We start from the raw sequence: 18843 nt of genomic DNA, 5'->3' as shown, positions 1-18843 counted from the left end.
GTTTTAATAGACATTTTAGAGAGAAATGATGATCAAAACGTCCAAGAAACCAGTCTTAATAGACATTTCAGGCAGAAGCGGCAGTCAAAATGTCCAAGAACTGAGTTTTAATAGACATTTTAGAGAGAAATGATGATTAAAATGTCCAAGAACAGAGTTTTAATAGACATTTGAGAGAGAAATGATGATCAAAATGTCCAAGAAACCAGTCTTAATAGACATTTTGGGGAAAAGCTGCAGTCAAAATGTCCAAGTAATGTGTTTTTTAGACATTTCAAGGAGTAGTAATCGGCTAAATGTCCATATCCCCTTACTCATTTTTCATTAGTTCTAAAGATCGAACTGAAGAATCCGATATAATACTTGAAATGATCGACCTGATCAATCACCATGAACCCATTTTTAAAATCTATTATTACATAGGGATAGAACTATAAATAAAGGAAGTGTACTCCAATGGCTGAAAGTACTAAGACGGTTGTGTTCCAGGCAGGGAATGAAGAATATGCTTTTCCGATTCTTTTCGTCATATCGATTGAAAAAATGGAAGGGATGACTGCGATCCCCCATATGCCTGATTATGTCACCGGAATTACGAAGGTAAGGGGAGATCTAATTCCAGTTATAGATTTGGAAAAGGTCCTCTATAATCGGGATATTCAGGCGGACGACAAGACGAGACTGATTGTACTGGAGACATCGGATATCTCGTTGGGAGTCCTGGTCAGGGATGCGAAGGAAATCCTTGAGATACCTCAGGAGAATTTAAAACAACCAGGTCTGATCGCATATCAAAATACTAAATTCATCACAGGCATCGCCAATTTTGAGAAACGGATGATCATGGTCATTGATCCAGAAACCTTGATCCAGTCACTCGAGGGAATCAAAGAGATTAAGGACTATATGAAAAATCAAAAACAGGAATTACATAACTAGTGTGATATAAAAACAAGCTGACCCCACGCGGGTCAGCTTGTTTTAGTTATAGTTTGAAACTGGAGAATGACTTTCTCAGGTTCTCGGCCATGCTGGACAATTTGCTGGATGATTCCAACAGTTCTTGCATGGTTGCGTTTTGTTCCTCTGTTGTAGCTGCTACCTGCTCGAGGAATTGCGCAGACTTTGAAGATGCAGTGATGACCTCGGTCGCAGACTGCGCCATGAATTCAATCTTTTCATTCGCACTCGTGACAGCACTGCTGACAGTGTCTCCCTTCAAGCTGACTTCCTCGATTGATTGAGCTATTTCTGTGAAGGTGGCCGCAACTTTCTCAACAAGTTCATTGCCTTTTTGGACGGTCACCTGGCTTTCATCCATGACATTTACGGCCAGGTTCGTTTCTTTTCCAGTTTGTTCAAGGATTGTGCGGATGCTGTCTGCCGCTCCAGCTGATTGTTCGGCAAGTTTGCGCACTTCCTGGGCCACCACACCGAAGCCTTTCCCATGCTCCCCGGCTCTTGCCGCTTCAATCGCTGCATTCAATGCCAATAAATTTGTCTGGTTTGATATATCAGTGATAATTTCAATGATTCGATGAATTTCCTGAGAATTGTTTTTCAGGGAGTGAATCACTTTGGCCAGTTCTGTTACTTTTCCATTGATTTCATCCATTTGTTCCGTCACATTGATAGCATATAGTTTTCCCTGTTCAATCTTTTGCTTCGTATCTGAAGTCGTTTGCAGGGTCTCCTGCATTGATCCAGTAACTTCGATTAATTGTGAAGACACATTTTCGACTGCTTCATTGGTGCGTTCCGAAATCTTAACCTGCTCATCTGAGGCAGAGGCAACCTGCATGATTGATGTCGTAATTTCATTGTTTGCTTCTGTGGTGGCCTCCGCATTTTCCTTTAGATTTCTCGACATTTCATTTACCTGGTCAGATGACAAAAGTATGCTGGAAATGGAAGCTTTAAGGTTACCGGATAATTGATTCATTGCTTGGATGATCTGGCCGACTTCGTCCTTGTTCTTTGCCTGCAGCGCTTTTACATTCAGTTCCCCGGCTGCGAGCTTCTTGCAGTAAGCAACAACATCCTTAAGATTTTTGCTGATGCTGCGGGAGACAAAGTACATTGCCACAGAAGAGATGATAAAGGCGATGATGATAAGGATGAAAGTATTACGGATCATGGAAGCAATTGAAGAATGAGTTTCATTCATGATTGTCGTCCTGTCATCCAGGATTGCCGTCTGTAACTGGTTTAATTTCTCGATATTCATATCCCTGATGGTTTCAGCTTTGTTCGCAAGACTGATTTGGGTGAAGATATCAACCTGTTCTCCGTTTTGCCTAAATTCATCCACAGTCTTTAAAATTTCATCAGACCAGATTTTGTCCATATGCTTATCTGTTTTGACGATTGCCTCGAATAGCGTTTGTGCATTTTCCGTTTTCACATTTGCTTTCAGTTTTTCAGCTGAGGCATCAAACTGTTCCGCTTCTTTTTTATAAAGTGTAAGAAGCTCTGGTTTTGGTTCGGTTATGTAGTCAGTAATAATAATGTATTTCTGGCGAAAAGTGGCCCCCATTTCGCTGATCATGATAGCGTAATCACTTTTCTCCTCTGCAAGGTCGATCGCATCTTGTAGGTTGCTCAAAACACTGGACAAATAAATAAAGCTGCCCAGGAAAATGACCATGATAAATGCGAAAACGCTTGCATACTTTCTGCCAATGGACCAATGCTGCATAAAAACTCCCCCGTCTTTGTATATCTATTTATTGATTTTATCGGGTTTCCCAGCGGAATCTTTAATCTTTTCCATTTTATCTTCACATAAAATTCACATTTGCCATCCAAACTTCGATTAAGTATATGATCGCTATTTTTGATAAACTAGAATGGAACGTATATTTGGGAAGTGGCTGATATGAAAGAGATGTATCCAAAAAAGGGCAGAGTCATTTTACATGTTGATATGAACAGTTTCTATGCTTCCGTAGAAATGGCTTATGATTCTGAACTGAAGGGAAAACCCCTGGCCATTGCAGGCAACCCTGAGGAACGGCGGGGAATCATTGTAACTTGCAGCTATGAAGCAAGGAAATTCGGAGTAAAGACAACCATGCCGTTGTGGGAAGCAAAAAAGCTCTGCCCTGAGTTAATCATAAAAACACCGAATTTTGACAGGTACCGGGCTGCGTCTGGTGCTATGTTCGATATTTTACGCCAATATACCGAGCTGGTGGAACCTGTTTCCATTGATGAAGGGTATATGGATATTACGGATTGCGCTGACATCGGGGCACCATTGGAGATAGCTGAGAGCATTCAGAAACGGATTCTCGAGCAGCTTGATTTGCCATGCAGCATTGGAATCGCCCCTAATAAATTCCTGGCGAAAACAGCTTCCGATATGAAAAAACCATTGGGGATCACGATTTTAAGAAAACGGGATATCCCTCGGATCCTATGGCCGCTCGGAGCCGGAGAGATGCATGGAGTAGGAACGAAAACCGCGGACAAACTAAAAAGCATCGGTATTCAATCTATTGGCGACCTGGCAAAAGCAAATGATATCCAATTGAAAGCCCTGTTAGGGATTAATGGCCTGAAGCTGAAAAATAGAGCCAACGGTCAGGATAATAGAATGGTGGATCCCGAATCCGTCTATGACTTCAAGAGTATCGGCAATTCAACAACCCTGCCGAGAGATCTCTCGAATCAGCATGAACTCCTGAAGGTCCTTGATGGCTTATCAGAGCAGGTAGCTGCCAGGATGAAGAGAAAGGAAGCTGTCGCAACCACCATTAGCATCATGATCCGCTTTAAGGACAGAAAAACGATCACAAGAAGCCAAAAGCTCCCGAACCCGGTTTCAAAGAAAGACGACATTGCTGCTGCGGCAAAAGCTTTATTTTTAAAGCATTGGAACGGTGATCCTGTCCGCTTGCTCGGAATCACCGGAACAGATCTGCTAGAGGCAGATCAGGCTGTTAAGCAGCTCGACTTGTTTTCTTACGAACAGGATGCAAAAAAAGAGCCTTTGATCAATACGATGAGCCAGCTGCGTGAAAAATACGGTAAAAGTATTATCGAAAGCGCTGGTTTACAGGTGAAGAAGCACTCTTCAAGGGAAAACCCCAAGGCTGGCACAAGCTTTAATAAGGATTTTCTTCAGGACCGCAAAAGAAATGGCGATACCGAGAAAAAAGACTATTAAAGTTGTTTAGCTTCCAGAGGTTAAGTCAAAATATAGAGGGATGAAGCCTATTGTTTGCACCACCCTGGATTCATTGTTACATTAGTTTGTAAGTTTTTAAAAACCAGTTATGAAAAAGGAAGGAAGTTGGAATGATGTCAAAACAGCAAATCGGAGTCATTGGCCTCGCTGTTATGGGGAAAAACCTTGCGATGAATATTGAAAGCCGTGGGTATTCTGTTTCCGTTTATAATCGTTCTAGAGAAAAGACGGATGAAATGCTCGCCGAAACGGAAGGCAAGAACATTTACGGAACGTTTTCAATCGAAGAATTTGTTGAATCCCTCGAGAAACCGCGGAAAATCTTGCTGATGGTAAAGGCCGGGGCTGCGACCGACGCGACAATCGATCAATTGAAGCCTCATCTTGAAAAGGGCGATATCATCATCGATGGCGGTAATACATATTTTGCCGATACACAGCGGCGGAACAAAGAATTGAGCGAGCTTGGACTTCACTTCATTGGCACCGGGGTATCTGGAGGGGAGGAAGGCGCACTGCATGGACCTTCCATCATGCCTGGTGGGCAAAAGGAGGCATATGAGCTGGTTTCGCCGATCTTCCAGGATATTGCTGCTAAGGTCAATGGGGACGCGTGCACAACATATATTGGTCCTGATGGAGCGGGCCATTATGTAAAAATGGTCCACAATGGAATCGAGTATGGCGACATGCAGCTGATCGCAGAATCTTATTTCATGCTGAAGCATGTTCTTGGCTTGAGTGCTGAAGAGCTGCATGAAGTGTTCGCTGAATGGAATAAAGGTGAGCTGGACAGCTACTTGATTGAAATCACAGCTGATATTTTCACAAAAAAGGACGACGAAACAGGCAAACCGCTTGTCGACGTAATCCTTGATACTGCAGGCCAAAAAGGAACAGGAAAATGGACAAGCCAGAGTGCGCTAGACCTTGGGGTTCCGCTGCCTATCATTACGGAATCCGTTTTCGCGCGTTTTATTTCGGCCATGAAGCAAGAGCGGGTTGAGGCAAGCAAGGTACTTTCCGGACCAGAAGCGAAACCATTTGATGGTGACAAAAAGGGATTCATTGAATCGATTCGAAAGGCACTGTATCTGAGCAAAATTTGTTCTTATGCACAGGGCTTCGCCCAGATGAGAGCGGCATCAGAAGAATATGACTGGAACCTGAACTACGGAGAAATCGCGATGATTTTCCGCGGAGGCTGCATTATCAGAGCCCAGTTCCTACAGAAAATCAAGGAAGCGTACGATCGCGACCCTGAGTTGAAAAATTTGCTGCTTGATCCTTATTTCAAGGAAATCACTGAAGGCTATCAGCAGTCACTGCGGGAAATCATCTCCGCTGCTGTTCTTAACGGAATTCCGGTTCCGAGCTTCTCTGCTGCCCTTTCCTATTTCGACAGCTACCGGACAGAAACGCTGCCGGCCAACTTGATACAGGCGCAGCGCGATTATTTTGGCGCCCACACCTATCAGCGCATTGACAAAGAAGGAATCTTCCACACTGAGTGGATGGAATAAGACACTGTAACAGCGGATTTTGTATCCGCTGTTTTTTATTTGTTACTGTGTTAGAAAACCCCTGGCTATGCCGGGGGTTCCAGAGAGCTTATAGCGTGGTAGTAATAAAAAAACCTCACTTCATGGTAGGATAAAGTTGGTTTCCCGACCACTTCATCTCACCGTAGAAGGAGGTATGCCCTATGAAGGACATGAACAGTTTAGCACATACAACATGGAATTGTAAGTATCACATAGTATTTGCCCCAAAATACAGAAGACAAATCATTTATGGAAAATATAAAAAGAGTATAGGCCAAATTATCAGAGATTTATGTGAACGAAAAGGTGTTGTGATCCATGAAGCTAATGCCTGTCCGGACCACATTCATATGTTAGTTAGTATCCCGCCGAAATTGAGTGTGTCTCAATTCATGGGTTACTTGAAAGGAAAGAGCAGCCTCATGATTTTCGATCGACATGCCAATTTAAAATACCGGTATGGAAACCGGAAATTTTGGTGCCGAGGCTTCTATGTTGATACAGTAGGCAGAAACAAAAAGCAAATACAAGAATACATTCGAAATCAGCTCGTGGAAGACTATCAAGCTGACCAGTTAACATTGTTCGAAGAGTTTGATCCTTTCACAGGACAAAAAAATAAGAATAAATAAAGAAATTCTTTAGAATTGGTGAGTGAATGTGGTGCAGAAGGGAAACCCTTTCAGCGGGCCTTTAAGGCCAAGGCCGGTAAGAGAGGCTTTCAGCCGCAGAGCAAACCACCAGTTCACACTGGTGGTTTTGATTGTAAATAAAGGTGTTTTTCGTATGAAAGGAAGGGTTTGCCTCAAGATGAGTCGAAATCTTTTAAGTAGATAATTAGATTGGAGGGAATAGCATGGCAGATCGTTACCCTGTTCTTGAGGGAGCTGAACCATTCTATTTTGAAGGAAATAGAGTTGGTATCCTTGTATCTCATGGTTTTACAGGCTCTACACAGAGTATGAGGCCACTAGGGGAGGCGTATGCTGAGGCAGGATATACCGTATGTGGTCCCCGCTTGAAGGGACATGGTACACATTATGAAGACATGGAACAAACCTCTTATCGTGATTGGATTGCGTCGGTGGAAGAGGGATTTCAGTGGTTAAAAGATAGGTGTGACACGATTTTTGTGACAGGCCTGTCAATGGGCGGAACGCTGACGTTGTACATGGCTGAAAAATATCCTGAATTCCGGGGGATTGTCCTGGTCAATGCCGCTGTTGATATCCCGGCAATGGAGCCTGTCCGCCAATTGGAAGGCACCAGGTTTTTGGATGCAATTGGATCTGACATTAAAAAAGCGGGAGTAACGGAACTAGCTTATGAAAAAACGCCGGTCCAATCAGTAAAAGAAATTTTAACCTTCATGAAAGAAGTTAAAGATGACCTGGCGAAAATATCTTGCCCAGCTTTGATCTTTGTTTCTGAGGAAGACCATGTGGTGCCGCCGGATAATTCTCAAACCATTTATGAAAATATCAGCTCTGAAACAAAAGAAATCTATCCCTTAAAAGAAAGCTATCATGTTGCAACTCTTGACAATGATCAGCACATTATTATTGAAAAGACACTGCAGTTTATCAAAAGGAATCTTTAGAGGGCATTCAATTGCCTTCTTTTTTTTGGAAAAAGGAATGTTTAAGTCTCAGAATAAGAACTCCTTTTCTCTCCTCTTAGCCATAACCGCAAGCAGAGCCATGCAAGGAGACTTAATAAGACCAGCAAACTTTCCAGGGAAAAAATATACCATGGATAGGGACCGAGTAAATCCATGAAACTGGGGCTATCAGGTTTATGGCGCAAAAACCAATAGTTCCCGTCAGCGGTTTTATTAATTAACAGGATTACGGGCAGAAGCAGATTGATGAATAGAATGACCTTTAAAACTGAACTGAATGTAGGGTGAAATCCCTTTGCCAGAGTGAAATAAAGGGTCACCCATACAATCATCATATGGGCATAGAAAAAGTGAAAAAAGCGAAAATGAGGGAAGCCATAGGTTAAAGCAGGTGTGATGATCGCCTGGGTCGCACCCAATAAGGCAATGAAAAACAATAGCTCAAAAAAGAGTTTCTTTCTGGTTAACAGTAAACCAATAGCCAGGAAGAGACCTATATTACATAGTTCCAAGGGCATGGAGCGTCCTAGCTTCCAGACAGCATGTTTATACATCCAGTAATGATTGAAGAGCTCGATCAATATTAATGAGAATGCTGTCAGCAGCTCAGCTTTCCGCCACTTTTCATTACTTAATTTCCGCCTGTTTAAAAAAATTGCCGTATTTACAAATATGAAGATCGCTAAAATGGCAAGATGGCTCTCTGAAAACATGGCAAAGCTGAATGTCTTGTTGCTGTGTCCGAACCATCCCATACCTTTCACCTCTGTTTAGTTAATAAGACAAATATAAGTTTTCCTTTTCAGGATTTTTTTATGTGAAAAGGTGAAACCAATCTTTGGCAGATACGTAAAAGAAGTATAGTTAAAAAAAAGGGAGTTGGAAGACAATGACCGACAAAGGGTGCATAAAATGCGGGAGCACGGACGCAGCACAGAAGGATGTCGCGATGACTGGTACGGGATTATCCAAGATGTTTGATATCCAGAATAACCAGTTTACTGTTGTGTATTGCAAGAAGTGCGGATACTCCGAGTTCTATAACAAAGAGGTATCTGCAGGCTCGAATATCCTTGATTTCTTTTTTGGAGGTTAAACAAAAGGCCCGCCATGTAACAGGCGGGCCTTTTTGATCAGCAATTTTCTACATCGATTTCGGTGATTGGCCACCAGAAGAATCCATCTTTTTCGAGCAGCTTGTCTGCTGCATCAGGACCCATTAAGCCAGATTCATAGTTCGGGAAGGTCGGTTCTTTCGTGTTTTCCCATACTTCTGAGATGTTATCGACGAAACTCCAGGAGAGTGCCACTTCATCCCAATGAGTAAAGTTTGTTGCGTCACCGCGCAATGAATCATACAGAAGCTTCTCATATGCTTCCGGTGTATTCAGTCCATCGATCCCTTTATTGGCATAATTCAGTTTCACAGGTGTAGCATCTGTCCCCTGGCCGGATTTCTTGGCGTTCAAATGAAGCGTGATTCCTTCTTCAGGCTGGATATGGATCACAAGCAGATTTGGGTTGACCGTTTTTTCTGGTTTGTAATACAAATCCATCGGGATATCTTTGAATTGAATCACGATTTTTGTTGATTTTGCCTTCATTCTTTTGCCTGTCCGGATATAGAAAGGTACTCCAGCCCAGCGGAAGTTATCAATCATCAGCTTGCCAGCTACGAACGTCTCGGTATTGGAATCAGGGTCAACCATTTCCTCCTGACGGTAAGCAGGAACATCTTTCTCATTCATCGTGCCTTTACCATATTGGCCACGGACAAAATAGTCGTTTACTGCCTCTCCCGTGATCGGTCGGAGTGCACGGAACACTCTTACTTTTTCGGAACGGATTTCATCCGTTGTCAGCTTGATAGGCGGTTCCATCGCCAGCAAAGAGACCATCTGAAGCATATGGTTCTGGACCATGTCCCGGAGTGCACCGCTCTTTTCATAATAGCGGCCGCGTTCTTCTACTCCAAGTGTTTCACTGGATGTTACCTGGATGTTGGAAATGTAACGGTTATTCCAGAGTGGCTCGAACATCGCGTTCGCAAAACGGATGACTTCGATATTTTGAACCATTTCCTTTCCGAGGTAATGGTCGATCCTGTAGATTTCATCCTCGGAAAAAGCAGTTCGGATTTGCTTGTTCAGCACTTTTGCCGATTCAAGGTCATGTCCGAATGGCTTCTCGATGACGAGTCTCTTGAAACCAGGAACATTCGTCAGGTTGTCATTCTTTAAATGTTCAGCAATCGTTCCGAAGAATTCGGGTGCCATTGCCAGGTAGAAAATTCTATTGCCATCAAGTCCGTAATGTCCGTCGAGCTCTTCTGCCAGCTTGCCAAGTGCGATATAGGAGCTTGAGTCAGTAACATCATGGGAATGATAATAAAACTTGGAGACGAACTCATCAAGATTTGCTTCTGATTTTCCATGTTCAGTTACAGACTCTTTTACCCTAAGCTGAAATTCTTCATTTGTCAGTGAACGACGGGCAACGCCAACGACCGCGAACTTGTCCAGTTTCCCTTTTGCATACAAGTTGTAAAGGGAAGGAAATAGTTTTCGGTTTGCCAGGTCTCCTGTAGCCCCGAAGATCATGATTAAAGCTGTTGGTTTTTCGGTGTGTGCCACAATATAGAACCTCTCTTTTATGTGAATTTAGAAATATGTAGAAGGCTTTTTCTGTTAACTTTTCCGCTTTCTCGCCTGGAAAATGGAAAGCAACAATCTCTGAGAATAAAAAACACTTTACAAATACAAAATTGTATCGGTTTCGAGAACAATTAGCAACTCTTTTGGCCTGTATTAGTTTCTGCAAATTGTATCGGACTATCCCATTCTCATCAAATCAACGATCTGTTTAGATGGACGCTGATACATATGATATATTGAAAGGAATAATGAAATGGATTTGCGTTTGCAAGCGTATTGACAGGAGGATGTAAGGGATATGGATGTTTTTTTTCTGGGGACAGGTGCAGGGGTTCCAGCAAAATTAAGGAATGTGACTTCAATTGCACTGAAGTTACTCGAGGAACGGGGAGTTGTCTGGCTGTTTGACTGTGGGGAAGCAACCCAGCACCAGATTTTACATACAAGCATAAAGCCGAGAAGAATCGAGAAAATTTTTATCACCCATTTGCATGGTGATCATATCTATGGATTGCCGGGCTTGCTGTCCAGCCGTTCCTTCCAGGGAGGGGACTCCTTGGTTACTGTATACGGGCCGCCGGGGATCAAGGAGTATATTGAAGTATCCCTGAAGATTAGCAAATCGTATTTGAAGTATCCTATCGAAATTATTGAACTGGAAGAAGGAATCATATTCGAGGATGATCAGTTTATTGTGGAAGCAAGGCTGCTTGAGCATGGAATTCCTTCATATGGGTATAGAATCATTGAAAAGGACCGACCGGGCACCCTCCTTGCAGATAAGCTTCAGGCTGCAGGTGTAAAGCCTGGACCTGATTACAGGAAAATCAAAAATGGCGAAGAGGTCATATTGGACAACGGTACGGTGATTGACCCTGCTGAATTCGTCGGTCCCCCGCAGAAAGGCCGAATAATCTCCATTTTAGGAGACACAAGAGTTTGCCAAAATGCTCAATTACTTGCCCATAAGGCGGATTTACTTGTCCATGAGGCCACTTTTTCAGCAGGTGAAGAGTCGCTTGCTCATGAGTATTTCCATTCCTCTACACTGCAGGCAGCTGAAACTGCCTTGAATGCGGATGCAAAAAAACTGTGTCTTACCCATATAAGTTCGAGATATGACCGCAATGACTGGCAGCAGTTAGAAGCGGAAGCCAAGACGATTTTTGCCAATACTGTCATATCAGAGGACTTCATGGAAATCACGGTTCCGTATGACCACGACTGAATAAAAGGGGTGTGACGATTGAAAACAATCTATCTAGTACGTCATGCTAGTGCAGCTGGACAGCCAGTAGACTCGCCATTGACCGAACATGGCCGGAAGCAGGCGCTGGCGCTGGTTGACTTTTTTAAACATAAGGAAATAGATAGCATCTATTCAAGTCCATTTAAAAGAGCGATCGATACAATAAAGCCTTTGGCCAATTCCAAAGGAATAGAGGTTCTTGAGGATGAAAGACTTGGTGAAAGAGTGCTGAGCACAGTGAATCTGGAAGACTGGCGGGAAAAGCTGAAACAAACCTTCGAAGACTTCGAGCTTGTTTTTGAGGGTGGAGAGTCTACTTCTGCCGCGATGAAACGGGCTAAATCCCTGATTGAAGACTTACTATGTTCGGACGATGGTCATATCCTCCTTGTCAGCCATGGAAACATGACCACATTGCTCATGAGATATTTCAACGAAAGTTTCGGATACGATTGCCTGATGGAAATGACCAATCCAGATGTTTTTGAACTGGTTGTTTCAAGTGAAAGCACACTCCTGAATCGAATATGGGATGACCGGATTTAAAACCGTTTAAAAAATGACCCAGAGGGAAATGGAAGGTGATGGAACTATTTCCATCCATTCTTTCTATACGAAACTGGGGGAGTACGCTTGGAATTCTTACTTTTATTCGGTCTTCATTTTTTCATTATGGGTTCACTGGTCATGTTGTTTAGCGGGATTATCACTTTTCTCCTGCCGAGAATGCATTTCCTGATCACTATTTCCTTATTCGGGATTGTTGGGTTACTGTATGCTGTCATTTTTGAAGTGATGGATCTTGCAATATTCGCGGTTTTCTACAATATGATCTTTTCCCTGATCGCGGTTGGTCTCGTTAAATTAGGATTTTATTTTAAAAAGGTTGCTGACCGGCAGAGAGAAAAAATAGCCTAATCTTTAAAACCAGGAGAGAATCCTGGTTTTTTTATTGACATTCAAACGGTGGTTTGAATATTATATACTCAAATGATTATTTGAATGAGGTGGATGATAAGTTGAAGGAGCAGGATGTCTGTCAGGTCAATTGTGTCCATAGTGATAAGGTTGAAGAGGTAGCTGGGAAGTTTAAGGAACAAAATACTGCAGATTGTTATTCCTGGAGAAAAGATTGCTCTGGATGGAGAAGTGGTTGCTGGCTGCTGGGCTGCTTTTAGAGTCAAAAGTAATTAGAACTTTGCATTTGGGATCAGATTGGGGTGGACGCTATTAATAATTCCTGGAATAAGATCATTTACAAAGGCTGGGCGCCGATTTATGATGCGATTTTCAATGCCGGCCCTTTTTCCAAGGCGAGAGAGAAACTTTTTAAAGACTTACACTTGCAGCCTGGGGACAAAGTGCTTTTTGTTGGTGCAGGCACAGGAGCCGACATCGAGCGCTTGCCCTATGAACAGCTGGATATCACTGCAATCGATTATTCAGAGGATATGCTTCAGAAAGCAAAGGATAAATTCCAGGGCTCAAAGATTACTTTTTTAAAAATGGATGCCCAGCAGCTGGACTTTGCTGATGATGCCTTTGATTATGTTGTGGGAAGTTTAATTTTATCCGTCGTCCCCGACCATAGAAGGGCGTTTGCCGAGATGGTAAGAGTATGCCGGGAGGATGGCCTGGTGCTGGTCTTCGATAAGTTTGCTCAGCCAGGGAAAGGACTTTCCTTCGTCAAGAAAGCCTTCAGGCATGTGATCAAGCTGCTTGGGACCGACATCGGCGTATCCTTTGAGGAAGCCTGCTCAACAGAAAAAGACAGAATCCGATTGATTGCTGATGAAGGCGTTATGTTCGGGGATATGTACCGCAGGATTTTGCTGGTGAAGGGCAGTTAAATAAATGATTTCATGGAAAGAGGGGCTGTTTTGATGACAGTCTCTTTTTCTATGGGGTTACTGTATTAGTAAACTGATCTAAGACATATGACGGACAGAAATTCATGAAAAGCGCACGAAAGTGTCCGTCATCAAGGCTATGACGGACAGAAATTGGTGAAAAGCGCAGGAAAGTGTCCGTCATTCATATTAAACTCGTTTTAAGCAAAAAGAGGCATCCAGAGTATTATTCTGGATGCCTCTTTAGACACAATGATTATTTTAGTTTTGCTTAAAATATCCATCCTCGTTCATATTGCTTAGGCGATTCGATGCTTGTTCCAAGCTCTTTGGCCGCAGTTCTTGGCCAATATGGATCGCGAAGCAGTTCTCGGGCTATGAAAATCAGATCGGAGCGATCATTCTGCAGGATTTCTTCAGCCTGGATACCGGTTGTGATCAACCCGACAGCTCCGGTAGCCACATCGGCTCCATGTTTGATTTTTTCAGCAAACTTGACCTGGTAGCCTGGGTAGGCGTGGATTCTTGCTGGCACAACCGCGCCGGAGCTGACATCAATTAAATCAACCCCAAATTCTTTCATGGATGCACCAATTTTTACATAATCATCGGCAGTCAGGCCATCTTCCTGATAATCGCATGCAGAAACACGGACAAACAGAGGGCCGTCCCACACTGTTTTTACCTCTTCAAGGATTTCGCTAAGGAAGCGGAAACGGTTCTCGTCAGTGCCGCCGTATTCGTCTTCCCGTTTGTTTGTAAGAGGGGAGAGGAACTGGTTGATCAAATACCCGTGTGCCGCATGAATTTCTATCACATCGAAGCCTGCACGCTTAGCTCTTTCAGCAGCCTTCCTGAATGCCTCGACAGTTTCCTTGATTTCTTCCGCCGTCATTTCCTTTGGTTCCTTATACTTTTCATCAAAAGCGATTGCAGAAGGGGCGATGATTTCATCACGCAATGCTGCTTTTCGGCCGGCATGTGCCAGCTGGATACCAGCTGCGGCGCCGTTCTGCTTGATTTGTTCAGTCAGTCTTGTAAGCCCGGGAACATGCTCATCGCTCCAGATACCCAGGTCCTGATGCGAAATCCGGCCCTGCGGTGTGACTGCAGTTGCTTCGAGAATGACCAAGCCTACCTGGCCGACAGCACGGCTTACATAGTGAGTCATATGGAAGTCTGTGACGATCCCGTCTTCTTTTTCACATGAATACATGCACATCGGTGCCATGACAATCCTGTTTTTCAGGGTTAAATCTTTGATTTTATAAGGGGAAAATAATTTCTTTTCCAATCCAGCAGCCTCCTTTTATTTCGCTATCCAAAATATATTTTTAGTATAACAGGGCTTTAAGAGGAAAGGAAAAATTGTACTCACCGTAATGTGTTTTTTCTTAATTCCGCCAGCGTATATTTCGTTCCGCGCCAGATGATGCCGCCTCTTTTCATAGTCAGGTAGCTTGCTCTTAAGAGGGAGAAAATGAACAGCAGGGCCGTAAAGGGCAGGACAAGGAACAGCCATGGTGAAAATTGGGTCATTTTCTTGGTTACCATCACATACAGAACAGCCAAGAATGCGAGATTAACAGCACTAAGGATTGCAACAGACTGGTTACCCGAAAAAACAGTGAAGAACGGTAAGACCTGTGAAACAAAGACACCGAACACCGAAAACAGCACCATGCTGATCCTGTAGTGAAGGCCGGCGAAGGTGTTTTTCTCCAGCCCGCCTAAAGCCTCGCCGAGGGTTTGGTACCATTCCACTTCAATTAACGTCATAGCCGTGACAATCCGCTGCTTAAGACCCTGGCGCTTTACCATCATTCCCAGCTGCAAATCATCATCAGGCCGCATTTTTATATATTCATGTGTGCCGACTTTTTCATAAGCCGACCGGGTCATCATATTGAATGCACCGATGCCGACTCCCGTCTTCGCCCGGGGGTTATTGCCGAGCCACGGTCGCTTGTAATAAGAAAAGCCAAATAAGAAAAACGCTACGAAGGCCTTCAGCCAGAAGGGCTTTGCACTAAGGTTCGGGGCGGCGGTCAAATGATCGAGGCTATGTTCCTCAAAATAACCGACCGCTCTTGAAAAAGCCTCGGGATGATACATGACATCAGCGTCGGTAAATAAGATCAGGCGGCCCGACGCGAGCTGAAAGCCTTTATAGAGAGCGTGGTTCTTGCCGAGCCACCCTTCTGGCAGACTCTCGATATGAATCACTTGAATTCTTGTATCCGTGCCTTTCAGGTTTTCCATCACATTTCCGGTACCATCCTCGGATCGGTCATTGACAAGGATCCACTCGGTATTTTTATAGGTTTGCGCCAGCTGGGTGCGGACGCTTTGTGTTATATTTTCTTCTTCATTCCTGGCAGCCACGATCACGCTGAGGAGCGGTTCTTGGTCAGCACCCCCTGCTTTTTCGAGGGAATCCAATTTCCTGAAGCCAATCAAGGCATCGATTGTTGCCAATATCCAGATGACTAAAGTTAAAGACAGTAAAATTACAAGCACCATTCACACGTCCCTGTGTTTTTTCTCCATTGTAGAGAAACAGGGGACCGGTTTGCAATTTTAAAGGGGCCGGTTTGCGGCTGCCAGTTCATTGCCCAGCAGACGGCCAAGCTTTTTTGATTGGGAGGTGGCTTCCTTGATGCAGGATACAAAAGCGGACTGTACTCCGTGCTGTTCAAGTACCTTGATGCCTGCCTCAGTCGTTCCACCTGGGCTGGTTACCTCAAAGCGGAGCTGTGCAGGTTCCTTATCAGAGTGTGTCAGCATTTCCGCTGCGCCCAGCAGCGTCTGGATAATCAGCTGCTTTGCTGTCTGTTTTTCAAGACCTATTTCGGCAGCGCTTTTTTCCATTGCTTCGACAAGGTAATATATATAGGCTGGCCCGCTGCCAGATAATCCTGTAACGGCGTCCAGCTGATATTCCTCAACGATTGTCGTCAGGCCGATTGTGTTAAAAAGCTCCTGAACAAGCGTCTTCTGTACTTCACTTACACCGGAATTCACGGCCAGGGCTGTTGCCGATTTGCCAATCGCAGCTGAGGTGTTTGGCATTGCCCTGACCACGGCAAGGGACTTTTCGGCAGCCGTTTCAATGGCGTCAATCGAAACGCCAGCTAGGACGGAAATGATCAGCATCCCTTCAGATAAATATGGCTTAATCTCCTCTATCGCTCCTGCTGCATCCTTTGGCTTCATTGCCAGGACAATAGCATCCGCGTCCTTAAAAAGAATTCCACTATCATATGTCGCCTTTATTCCATATTTCTGCTCCAATGTTTTCAATCTGTCACTATCTTGTTTGTTTGTAACCCATATTTGCTCTCCCGGAAGAAGCCCGCTTGCCCCTATCCCGGAAATCATTGCTTCCGCCATCGATCCTGCTCCAACAAAAACAAGCTTCTTCATCAGATTCGCCTCCATAAGTTTATGTTTTCGGTTATTGAAATACAAAAAGGCCCTTCATCCATAAAAGGACGAAAGGCCATGCTTCCGTGGTACCACCTTCATTCACTTTTTCGGCGTTTGCCGAATAAGTGCAGCTCAACATCCGTTAACGCCGGTATACGTCCAGGTTTGCCTGGCAGCTCGCAAGGTAGGTTTCAACATGAAGAGGGCCGCGGAGCCTTTCAGCCGGTGGACTCCACTCTCTAACACCATTCCTGTCTACTCGTCTTGCTCAAGTGCTTTTGAAAAGTTTACGAAATTTTAATAGTGATTATGCAAGAAAGACAACCTCTGTGTCAAGAGAAAATTAAAAAGTTTTTAGTTTTTTCTGAAAGTAAAAGTTGAAAATAATGACTTTTGTTCATTTTAAAGGTAAACTTTATTTTATATTGAAAAAATACCAAGACCAATAAAGTTGAATGATTTCTTGAACAAACAATCACTTTACCTTATAGAAAAATAATGTTTTGGGGTGTATAGATAATATGGCTGAATGGAAAGATGGAATTGCCAAACTGACTTTGCCGACTCCTTTCCCGGTCGGTGATGTGAACGCATATTTAGTAAAAGGGGACAGGTTGACACTTGTTGACGCGGGTACAAAAACGGAAGAGTCCTGGGAGTCGTTCAAATCCCAGCTGGCTGATTTGAAACTGAAGCCGGAAGATATCGAGCAGGTCATCCTGACACATGATCATCCGGACCATGTAGGAATGCTGGACTACCTTTCACAAGATCTTGAGGTCTATGGACATCATCTGAATGAAAGGTGGATTAACAGGACTTCGGAATTCGAGAAGAAACATCAGGAATTCTATGAGAACTTCTTCTTGCAGTCGGCAATACCTGATCATTTTTTTGTGCCATCGATGAAAATCATGAAAAAGACATTAGTATTTTCTTGCAATCGCTCGTTGACCGGGACTATTTCAGAAAATGACATTCCCCCGGCACTGCCGGGATGGAGGGTGATCGAGACACCGGGACATGCACAGAGCCATATTGTGCTGCTGCGTGAAAAAGACGGCACAATGATTGCCGGTGATACGATTCTTGCCGGAATTTCGCCAAATCCATTGCTCGAACCGCCGCTGCCAGGTGAAACAGAAAGACCGAAGCCGCTGGTCCAATATAATGCAACCTTGAAAAAATTGCAGCAGTACCCGATAGGATTGGTATACACTGGTCATGGAACGGAGATAACGGATTTGCACAACTTGATTGAAAAGAGGCTCGCCCGCCAGCACGACCGTGCCATGCAGGTCAGAGGAATGCTCGGGGGCAGGGAGCTTACTGTTTTTGAGATCTGCAAATTGCTTTTCCCGACGGTATATGAACGTGAACTGAACCTGACGATTTCGGAAACCGTCGGACAACTTGATTATTTACAATCCCTGGACGCCATTTCAGCCAGGGAAGAAGGAACCTCCTTCGTTTATACAGCAAAATGAGGTGAAAGTGGATGCAATCTTTAAAAGGGAAAAATATTATTATCACCGGTGCCTCGGGCGGAATCGGGGCTGAGATTGCCAGGCTTTGCGCTGCGCGTGGAGCGAATCTTGTCCTTTTGGCCCGGAGTATCGATAAACTGGAAATATTAAAAAAAGAATTGCAATCGAAGTACGCCATTAATATCCATGCACGGCAGCTGGATGTTTCAGACCCAGAAGCAGTCAAGAAAGTTTTTTTTGAGGTGCTTTCTGACATCCGCTATGTCGACATATTGGTCAATAATGCCGGGTTCGGCGTTTTTGATTTTGCCCACGAAGTGAAAATGGATGAAATAAAATCGATGTTCGATGTCAATGTGGTCGGCTTGATTGCTTGCACTTCCATGGTTCTTCCAGGCATGAAGCAGCGGCAGAGCGGCCATATCATCAACATCGCTTCCCAGGCAGGCAAAATAGCTACGCCAAAATCAAGTGTCTACTCGGCAACAAAGCATGCGGTGCTCGGCTACACGAACAGTCTTCGCATGGAGGTTGCTGATGACCGAATCTTTGTCACTTCTGTCAATCCGGGACCGATTGAGACCAACTTCTTTAATATTGCGGATAAGCAGGGGACGTATGTGAAAAGTGTCAAAAGGTTCATGCTCAAGCCGGAATATGTGGCGAAGCAGGTAGTCGACCGGATGATGACAAAGACAAGGGAAATCAATCTGCCGCGATGGATGAACGCAGGCAGCAAATTCTATGCCCTGTTTCCCCGGACTTTTGAATTATTTGGCAAAAATATCTTCAATAAAAAATAAACTTTCAGACCGCC

At 44.0% G+C, this 18843-nt stretch carries 18 protein-coding genes; 12 read left to right on the top strand and 6 right to left on the bottom strand.

The features are described from left to right. Nucleotides 1-456: 456 nt before the first annotated feature. Nucleotides 457-939 carry a chemotaxis protein CheW gene (locus QNH36_RS16255; RefSeq protein WP_144476485.1) on the top strand — a complete coding sequence of 161 codons (483 nt, stop codon included), beginning with the start codon at nt 457-459 and terminating at the stop codon, nt 937-939. Between the two features lie 46 nt (nt 940-985). Here the strand turns inward: QNH36_RS16255 and QNH36_RS16250 are convergent, their stop codons facing one another. After that, the gene (locus QNH36_RS16250) at nt 986-2698 is read right to left on the bottom strand and encodes a methyl-accepting chemotaxis protein (RefSeq protein ID WP_144476488.1); all 1713 of its coding nucleotides are present in this window, start codon (nt 2696-2698) and stop codon (nt 986-988) included. 180 nt (nt 2699-2878) lie between these two features. On the opposite strand from QNH36_RS16250, the gene QNH36_RS16245 reads away from it, so the two are divergent. The 4 genes from QNH36_RS16245 to QNH36_RS16230 all read left to right on the top strand — a co-directional run bounded on the left by QNH36_RS16245 (nt 2879) and on the right by QNH36_RS16230 (nt 7336). Beyond that, nucleotides 2879-4171 carry a DNA polymerase IV gene (locus QNH36_RS16245; protein ID WP_283903807.1) on the top strand — a complete coding sequence of 431 codons (1293 nt, stop codon included), beginning with the start codon at nt 2879-2881 and terminating at the stop codon, nt 4169-4171. Between the two features lie 134 nt (nt 4172-4305). Continuing rightward, complete coding sequence (gene gndA / locus QNH36_RS16240; protein ID WP_283905427.1) at nt 4306-5715, top strand: NADP-dependent phosphogluconate dehydrogenase; 1410 nt, start codon at nt 4306-4308, stop codon at nt 5713-5715. A 182-nt stretch (nt 5716-5897) separates the two neighbouring features. Continuing rightward, nucleotides 5898-6368 (top strand): IS200/IS605 family transposase, encoded by a 471-nt coding sequence (gene tnpA / locus QNH36_RS16235; protein WP_144481521.1) that lies wholly within the window; start codon nt 5898-5900, stop codon nt 6366-6368. A 224-nt stretch (nt 6369-6592) separates the two neighbouring features. Continuing rightward, nucleotides 6593-7336 (top strand): alpha/beta hydrolase, encoded by a 744-nt coding sequence (locus QNH36_RS16230; protein WP_144476494.1) that lies wholly within the window; start codon nt 6593-6595, stop codon nt 7334-7336. A gap of 41 nt (nt 7337-7377) precedes the next feature. Here QNH36_RS16230 and QNH36_RS16225 read toward each other — a convergent pair whose 3' ends face one another. Next, nucleotides 7378-8112, bottom strand: coding sequence for a YwaF family protein (locus tag QNH36_RS16225; RefSeq protein WP_144476497.1), 735 nt, complete (start codon nt 8110-8112; stop codon nt 7378-7380). 134 nt (nt 8113-8246) lie between these two features. On the opposite strand from QNH36_RS16225, the gene QNH36_RS16220 reads away from it, so the two are divergent. Then, nucleotides 8247-8453, top strand: coding sequence for a zinc ribbon domain-containing protein (locus QNH36_RS16220; protein WP_144476500.1), 207 nt, complete (start codon nt 8247-8249; stop codon nt 8451-8453). 37 nt (nt 8454-8490) lie between these two features. On the opposite strand, the gene zwf is transcribed toward QNH36_RS16220, so the two are convergent. Then, nucleotides 8491-9957 carry a glucose-6-phosphate dehydrogenase gene (gene zwf / locus QNH36_RS16215; protein WP_222125067.1) on the bottom strand — a complete coding sequence of 489 codons (1467 nt, stop codon included), beginning with the start codon at nt 9955-9957 and terminating at the stop codon, nt 8491-8493. A 352-nt stretch (nt 9958-10309) separates the two neighbouring features. On the opposite strand from zwf, the gene rnz reads away from it, so the two are divergent. The 4 genes from rnz (at nt 10310) to QNH36_RS16195 (ending at nt 13110) form a co-directional block, all read left to right on the top strand. Further along, entirely contained in the window at nt 10310-11239 is a 930-nt protein-coding gene (gene rnz, locus QNH36_RS16210) for a ribonuclease Z (RefSeq protein WP_251540790.1), read from the top strand. Nucleotides 11240-11257: 18 nt separating this feature from the next. Next, the gene (locus QNH36_RS16205; protein ID WP_144476509.1) at nt 11258-11806 is read left to right on the top strand and encodes a histidine phosphatase family protein; all 549 of its coding nucleotides are present in this window, start codon (nt 11258-11260) and stop codon (nt 11804-11806) included. A gap of 87 nt (nt 11807-11893) precedes the next feature. Beyond that, nucleotides 11894-12178, top strand: a complete 285-nt coding sequence (locus tag QNH36_RS16200; RefSeq protein ID WP_144476512.1) for a hypothetical protein — start codon at nt 11894-11896, stop codon at nt 12176-12178. Between the two features lie 302 nt (nt 12179-12480). Continuing rightward, entirely contained in the window at nt 12481-13110 is a 630-nt protein-coding gene (locus QNH36_RS16195) for a class I SAM-dependent methyltransferase (RefSeq protein ID WP_313959716.1), read from the top strand. A 271-nt stretch (nt 13111-13381) separates the two neighbouring features. On the opposite strand, the gene namA is transcribed toward QNH36_RS16195, so the two are convergent. The 3 genes from namA to proC form a co-directional block, all read right to left on the bottom strand. Beyond that, a complete protein-coding gene (gene namA, locus QNH36_RS16190; RefSeq protein WP_251540788.1) occupies nt 13382-14404 on the bottom strand; it encodes an NADPH dehydrogenase NamA in 1023 nt (340 codons plus the stop codon). Between the two features lie 80 nt (nt 14405-14484). Further along, nucleotides 14485-15633 (bottom strand): glycosyltransferase family 2 protein, encoded by a 1149-nt coding sequence (locus QNH36_RS16185; RefSeq protein ID WP_283903806.1) that lies wholly within the window; start codon nt 15631-15633, stop codon nt 14485-14487. Between the two features lie 57 nt (nt 15634-15690). After that, nucleotides 15691-16536, bottom strand: coding sequence for a pyrroline-5-carboxylate reductase (gene proC / locus QNH36_RS16180; RefSeq protein WP_144476519.1), 846 nt, complete (start codon nt 16534-16536; stop codon nt 15691-15693). A 524-nt stretch (nt 16537-17060) separates the two neighbouring features. Here proC and QNH36_RS16175 point away from each other — a divergent pair. Both QNH36_RS16175 and QNH36_RS16170 read left to right on the top strand, forming a co-directional pair. After that, nucleotides 17061-18026: an MBL fold metallo-hydrolase gene (locus QNH36_RS16175; protein ID WP_144476522.1), complete on the top strand. Its 966-nt coding sequence runs from the start codon at nt 17061-17063 to the stop codon at nt 18024-18026. 11 nt (nt 18027-18037) lie between these two features. Then, nucleotides 18038-18829, top strand: coding sequence for an SDR family NAD(P)-dependent oxidoreductase (locus tag QNH36_RS16170; protein ID WP_144476525.1), 792 nt, complete (start codon nt 18038-18040; stop codon nt 18827-18829). Nucleotides 18830-18843: the final 14 nt, after the last annotated feature.

It is taken from the genome of Mesobacillus sp. AQ2, assembly GCF_030122805.1.
Lineage (GTDB): Bacteria > Bacillota > Bacilli > Bacillales > Cytobacillaceae > Mesobacillus > Mesobacillus oceanisediminis_A.
The sequence above is the reverse complement of the archived record's forward strand: the minus strand, read 5'-3'. Positions and strand labels throughout refer to the sequence as shown.

Excerpts from the sequence above, each read along its gene's own strand:
- tnpA (WP_144481521.1), top strand. The coding sequence starts at position 5,898 with ATGAAGGACATGAACAGTTTAGCACATACAACATGGAATTGTAAGTAT.
- gndA (WP_283905427.1), top strand. The coding sequence starts at position 4,306 with ATGTCAAAACAGCAAATCGGAGTCATTGGCCTCGCTGTTATGGGGAAA.
- zwf (WP_222125067.1), bottom strand. The coding sequence starts at position 9,957 with ATGATCTTCGGGGCTACAGGAGACCTGGCAAACCGAAAACTATTTCCT.
- proC (WP_144476519.1), bottom strand. The coding sequence starts at position 16,536 with ATGAAGAAGCTTGTTTTTGTTGGAGCAGGATCGATGGCGGAAGCAATG.
- rnz (WP_251540790.1), top strand. The coding sequence starts at position 10,310 with ATGGATGTTTTTTTTCTGGGGACAGGTGCAGGGGTTCCAGCAAAATTA.
- QNH36_RS16185 (WP_283903806.1), bottom strand. The coding sequence starts at position 15,633 with ATGGTGCTTGTAATTTTACTGTCTTTAACTTTAGTCATCTGGATATTG.
- QNH36_RS16225 (WP_144476497.1), bottom strand. The coding sequence starts at position 8,112 with ATGGGATGGTTCGGACACAGCAACAAGACATTCAGCTTTGCCATGTTT.
- QNH36_RS16230 (WP_144476494.1), top strand. The coding sequence starts at position 6,593 with ATGGCAGATCGTTACCCTGTTCTTGAGGGAGCTGAACCATTCTATTTT.
- QNH36_RS16255 (WP_144476485.1), top strand. The coding sequence starts at position 457 with ATGGCTGAAAGTACTAAGACGGTTGTGTTCCAGGCAGGGAATGAAGAA.
- QNH36_RS16175 (WP_144476522.1), top strand. The coding sequence starts at position 17,061 with ATGGCTGAATGGAAAGATGGAATTGCCAAACTGACTTTGCCGACTCCT.
- QNH36_RS16170 (WP_144476525.1), top strand. The coding sequence starts at position 18,038 with ATGCAATCTTTAAAAGGGAAAAATATTATTATCACCGGTGCCTCGGGC.
- QNH36_RS16250 (WP_144476488.1), bottom strand. The coding sequence starts at position 2,698 with ATGCAGCATTGGTCCATTGGCAGAAAGTATGCAAGCGTTTTCGCATTT.
- QNH36_RS16220 (WP_144476500.1), top strand. The coding sequence starts at position 8,247 with ATGACCGACAAAGGGTGCATAAAATGCGGGAGCACGGACGCAGCACAG.
- QNH36_RS16245 (WP_283903807.1), top strand. The coding sequence starts at position 2,879 with ATGAAAGAGATGTATCCAAAAAAGGGCAGAGTCATTTTACATGTTGAT.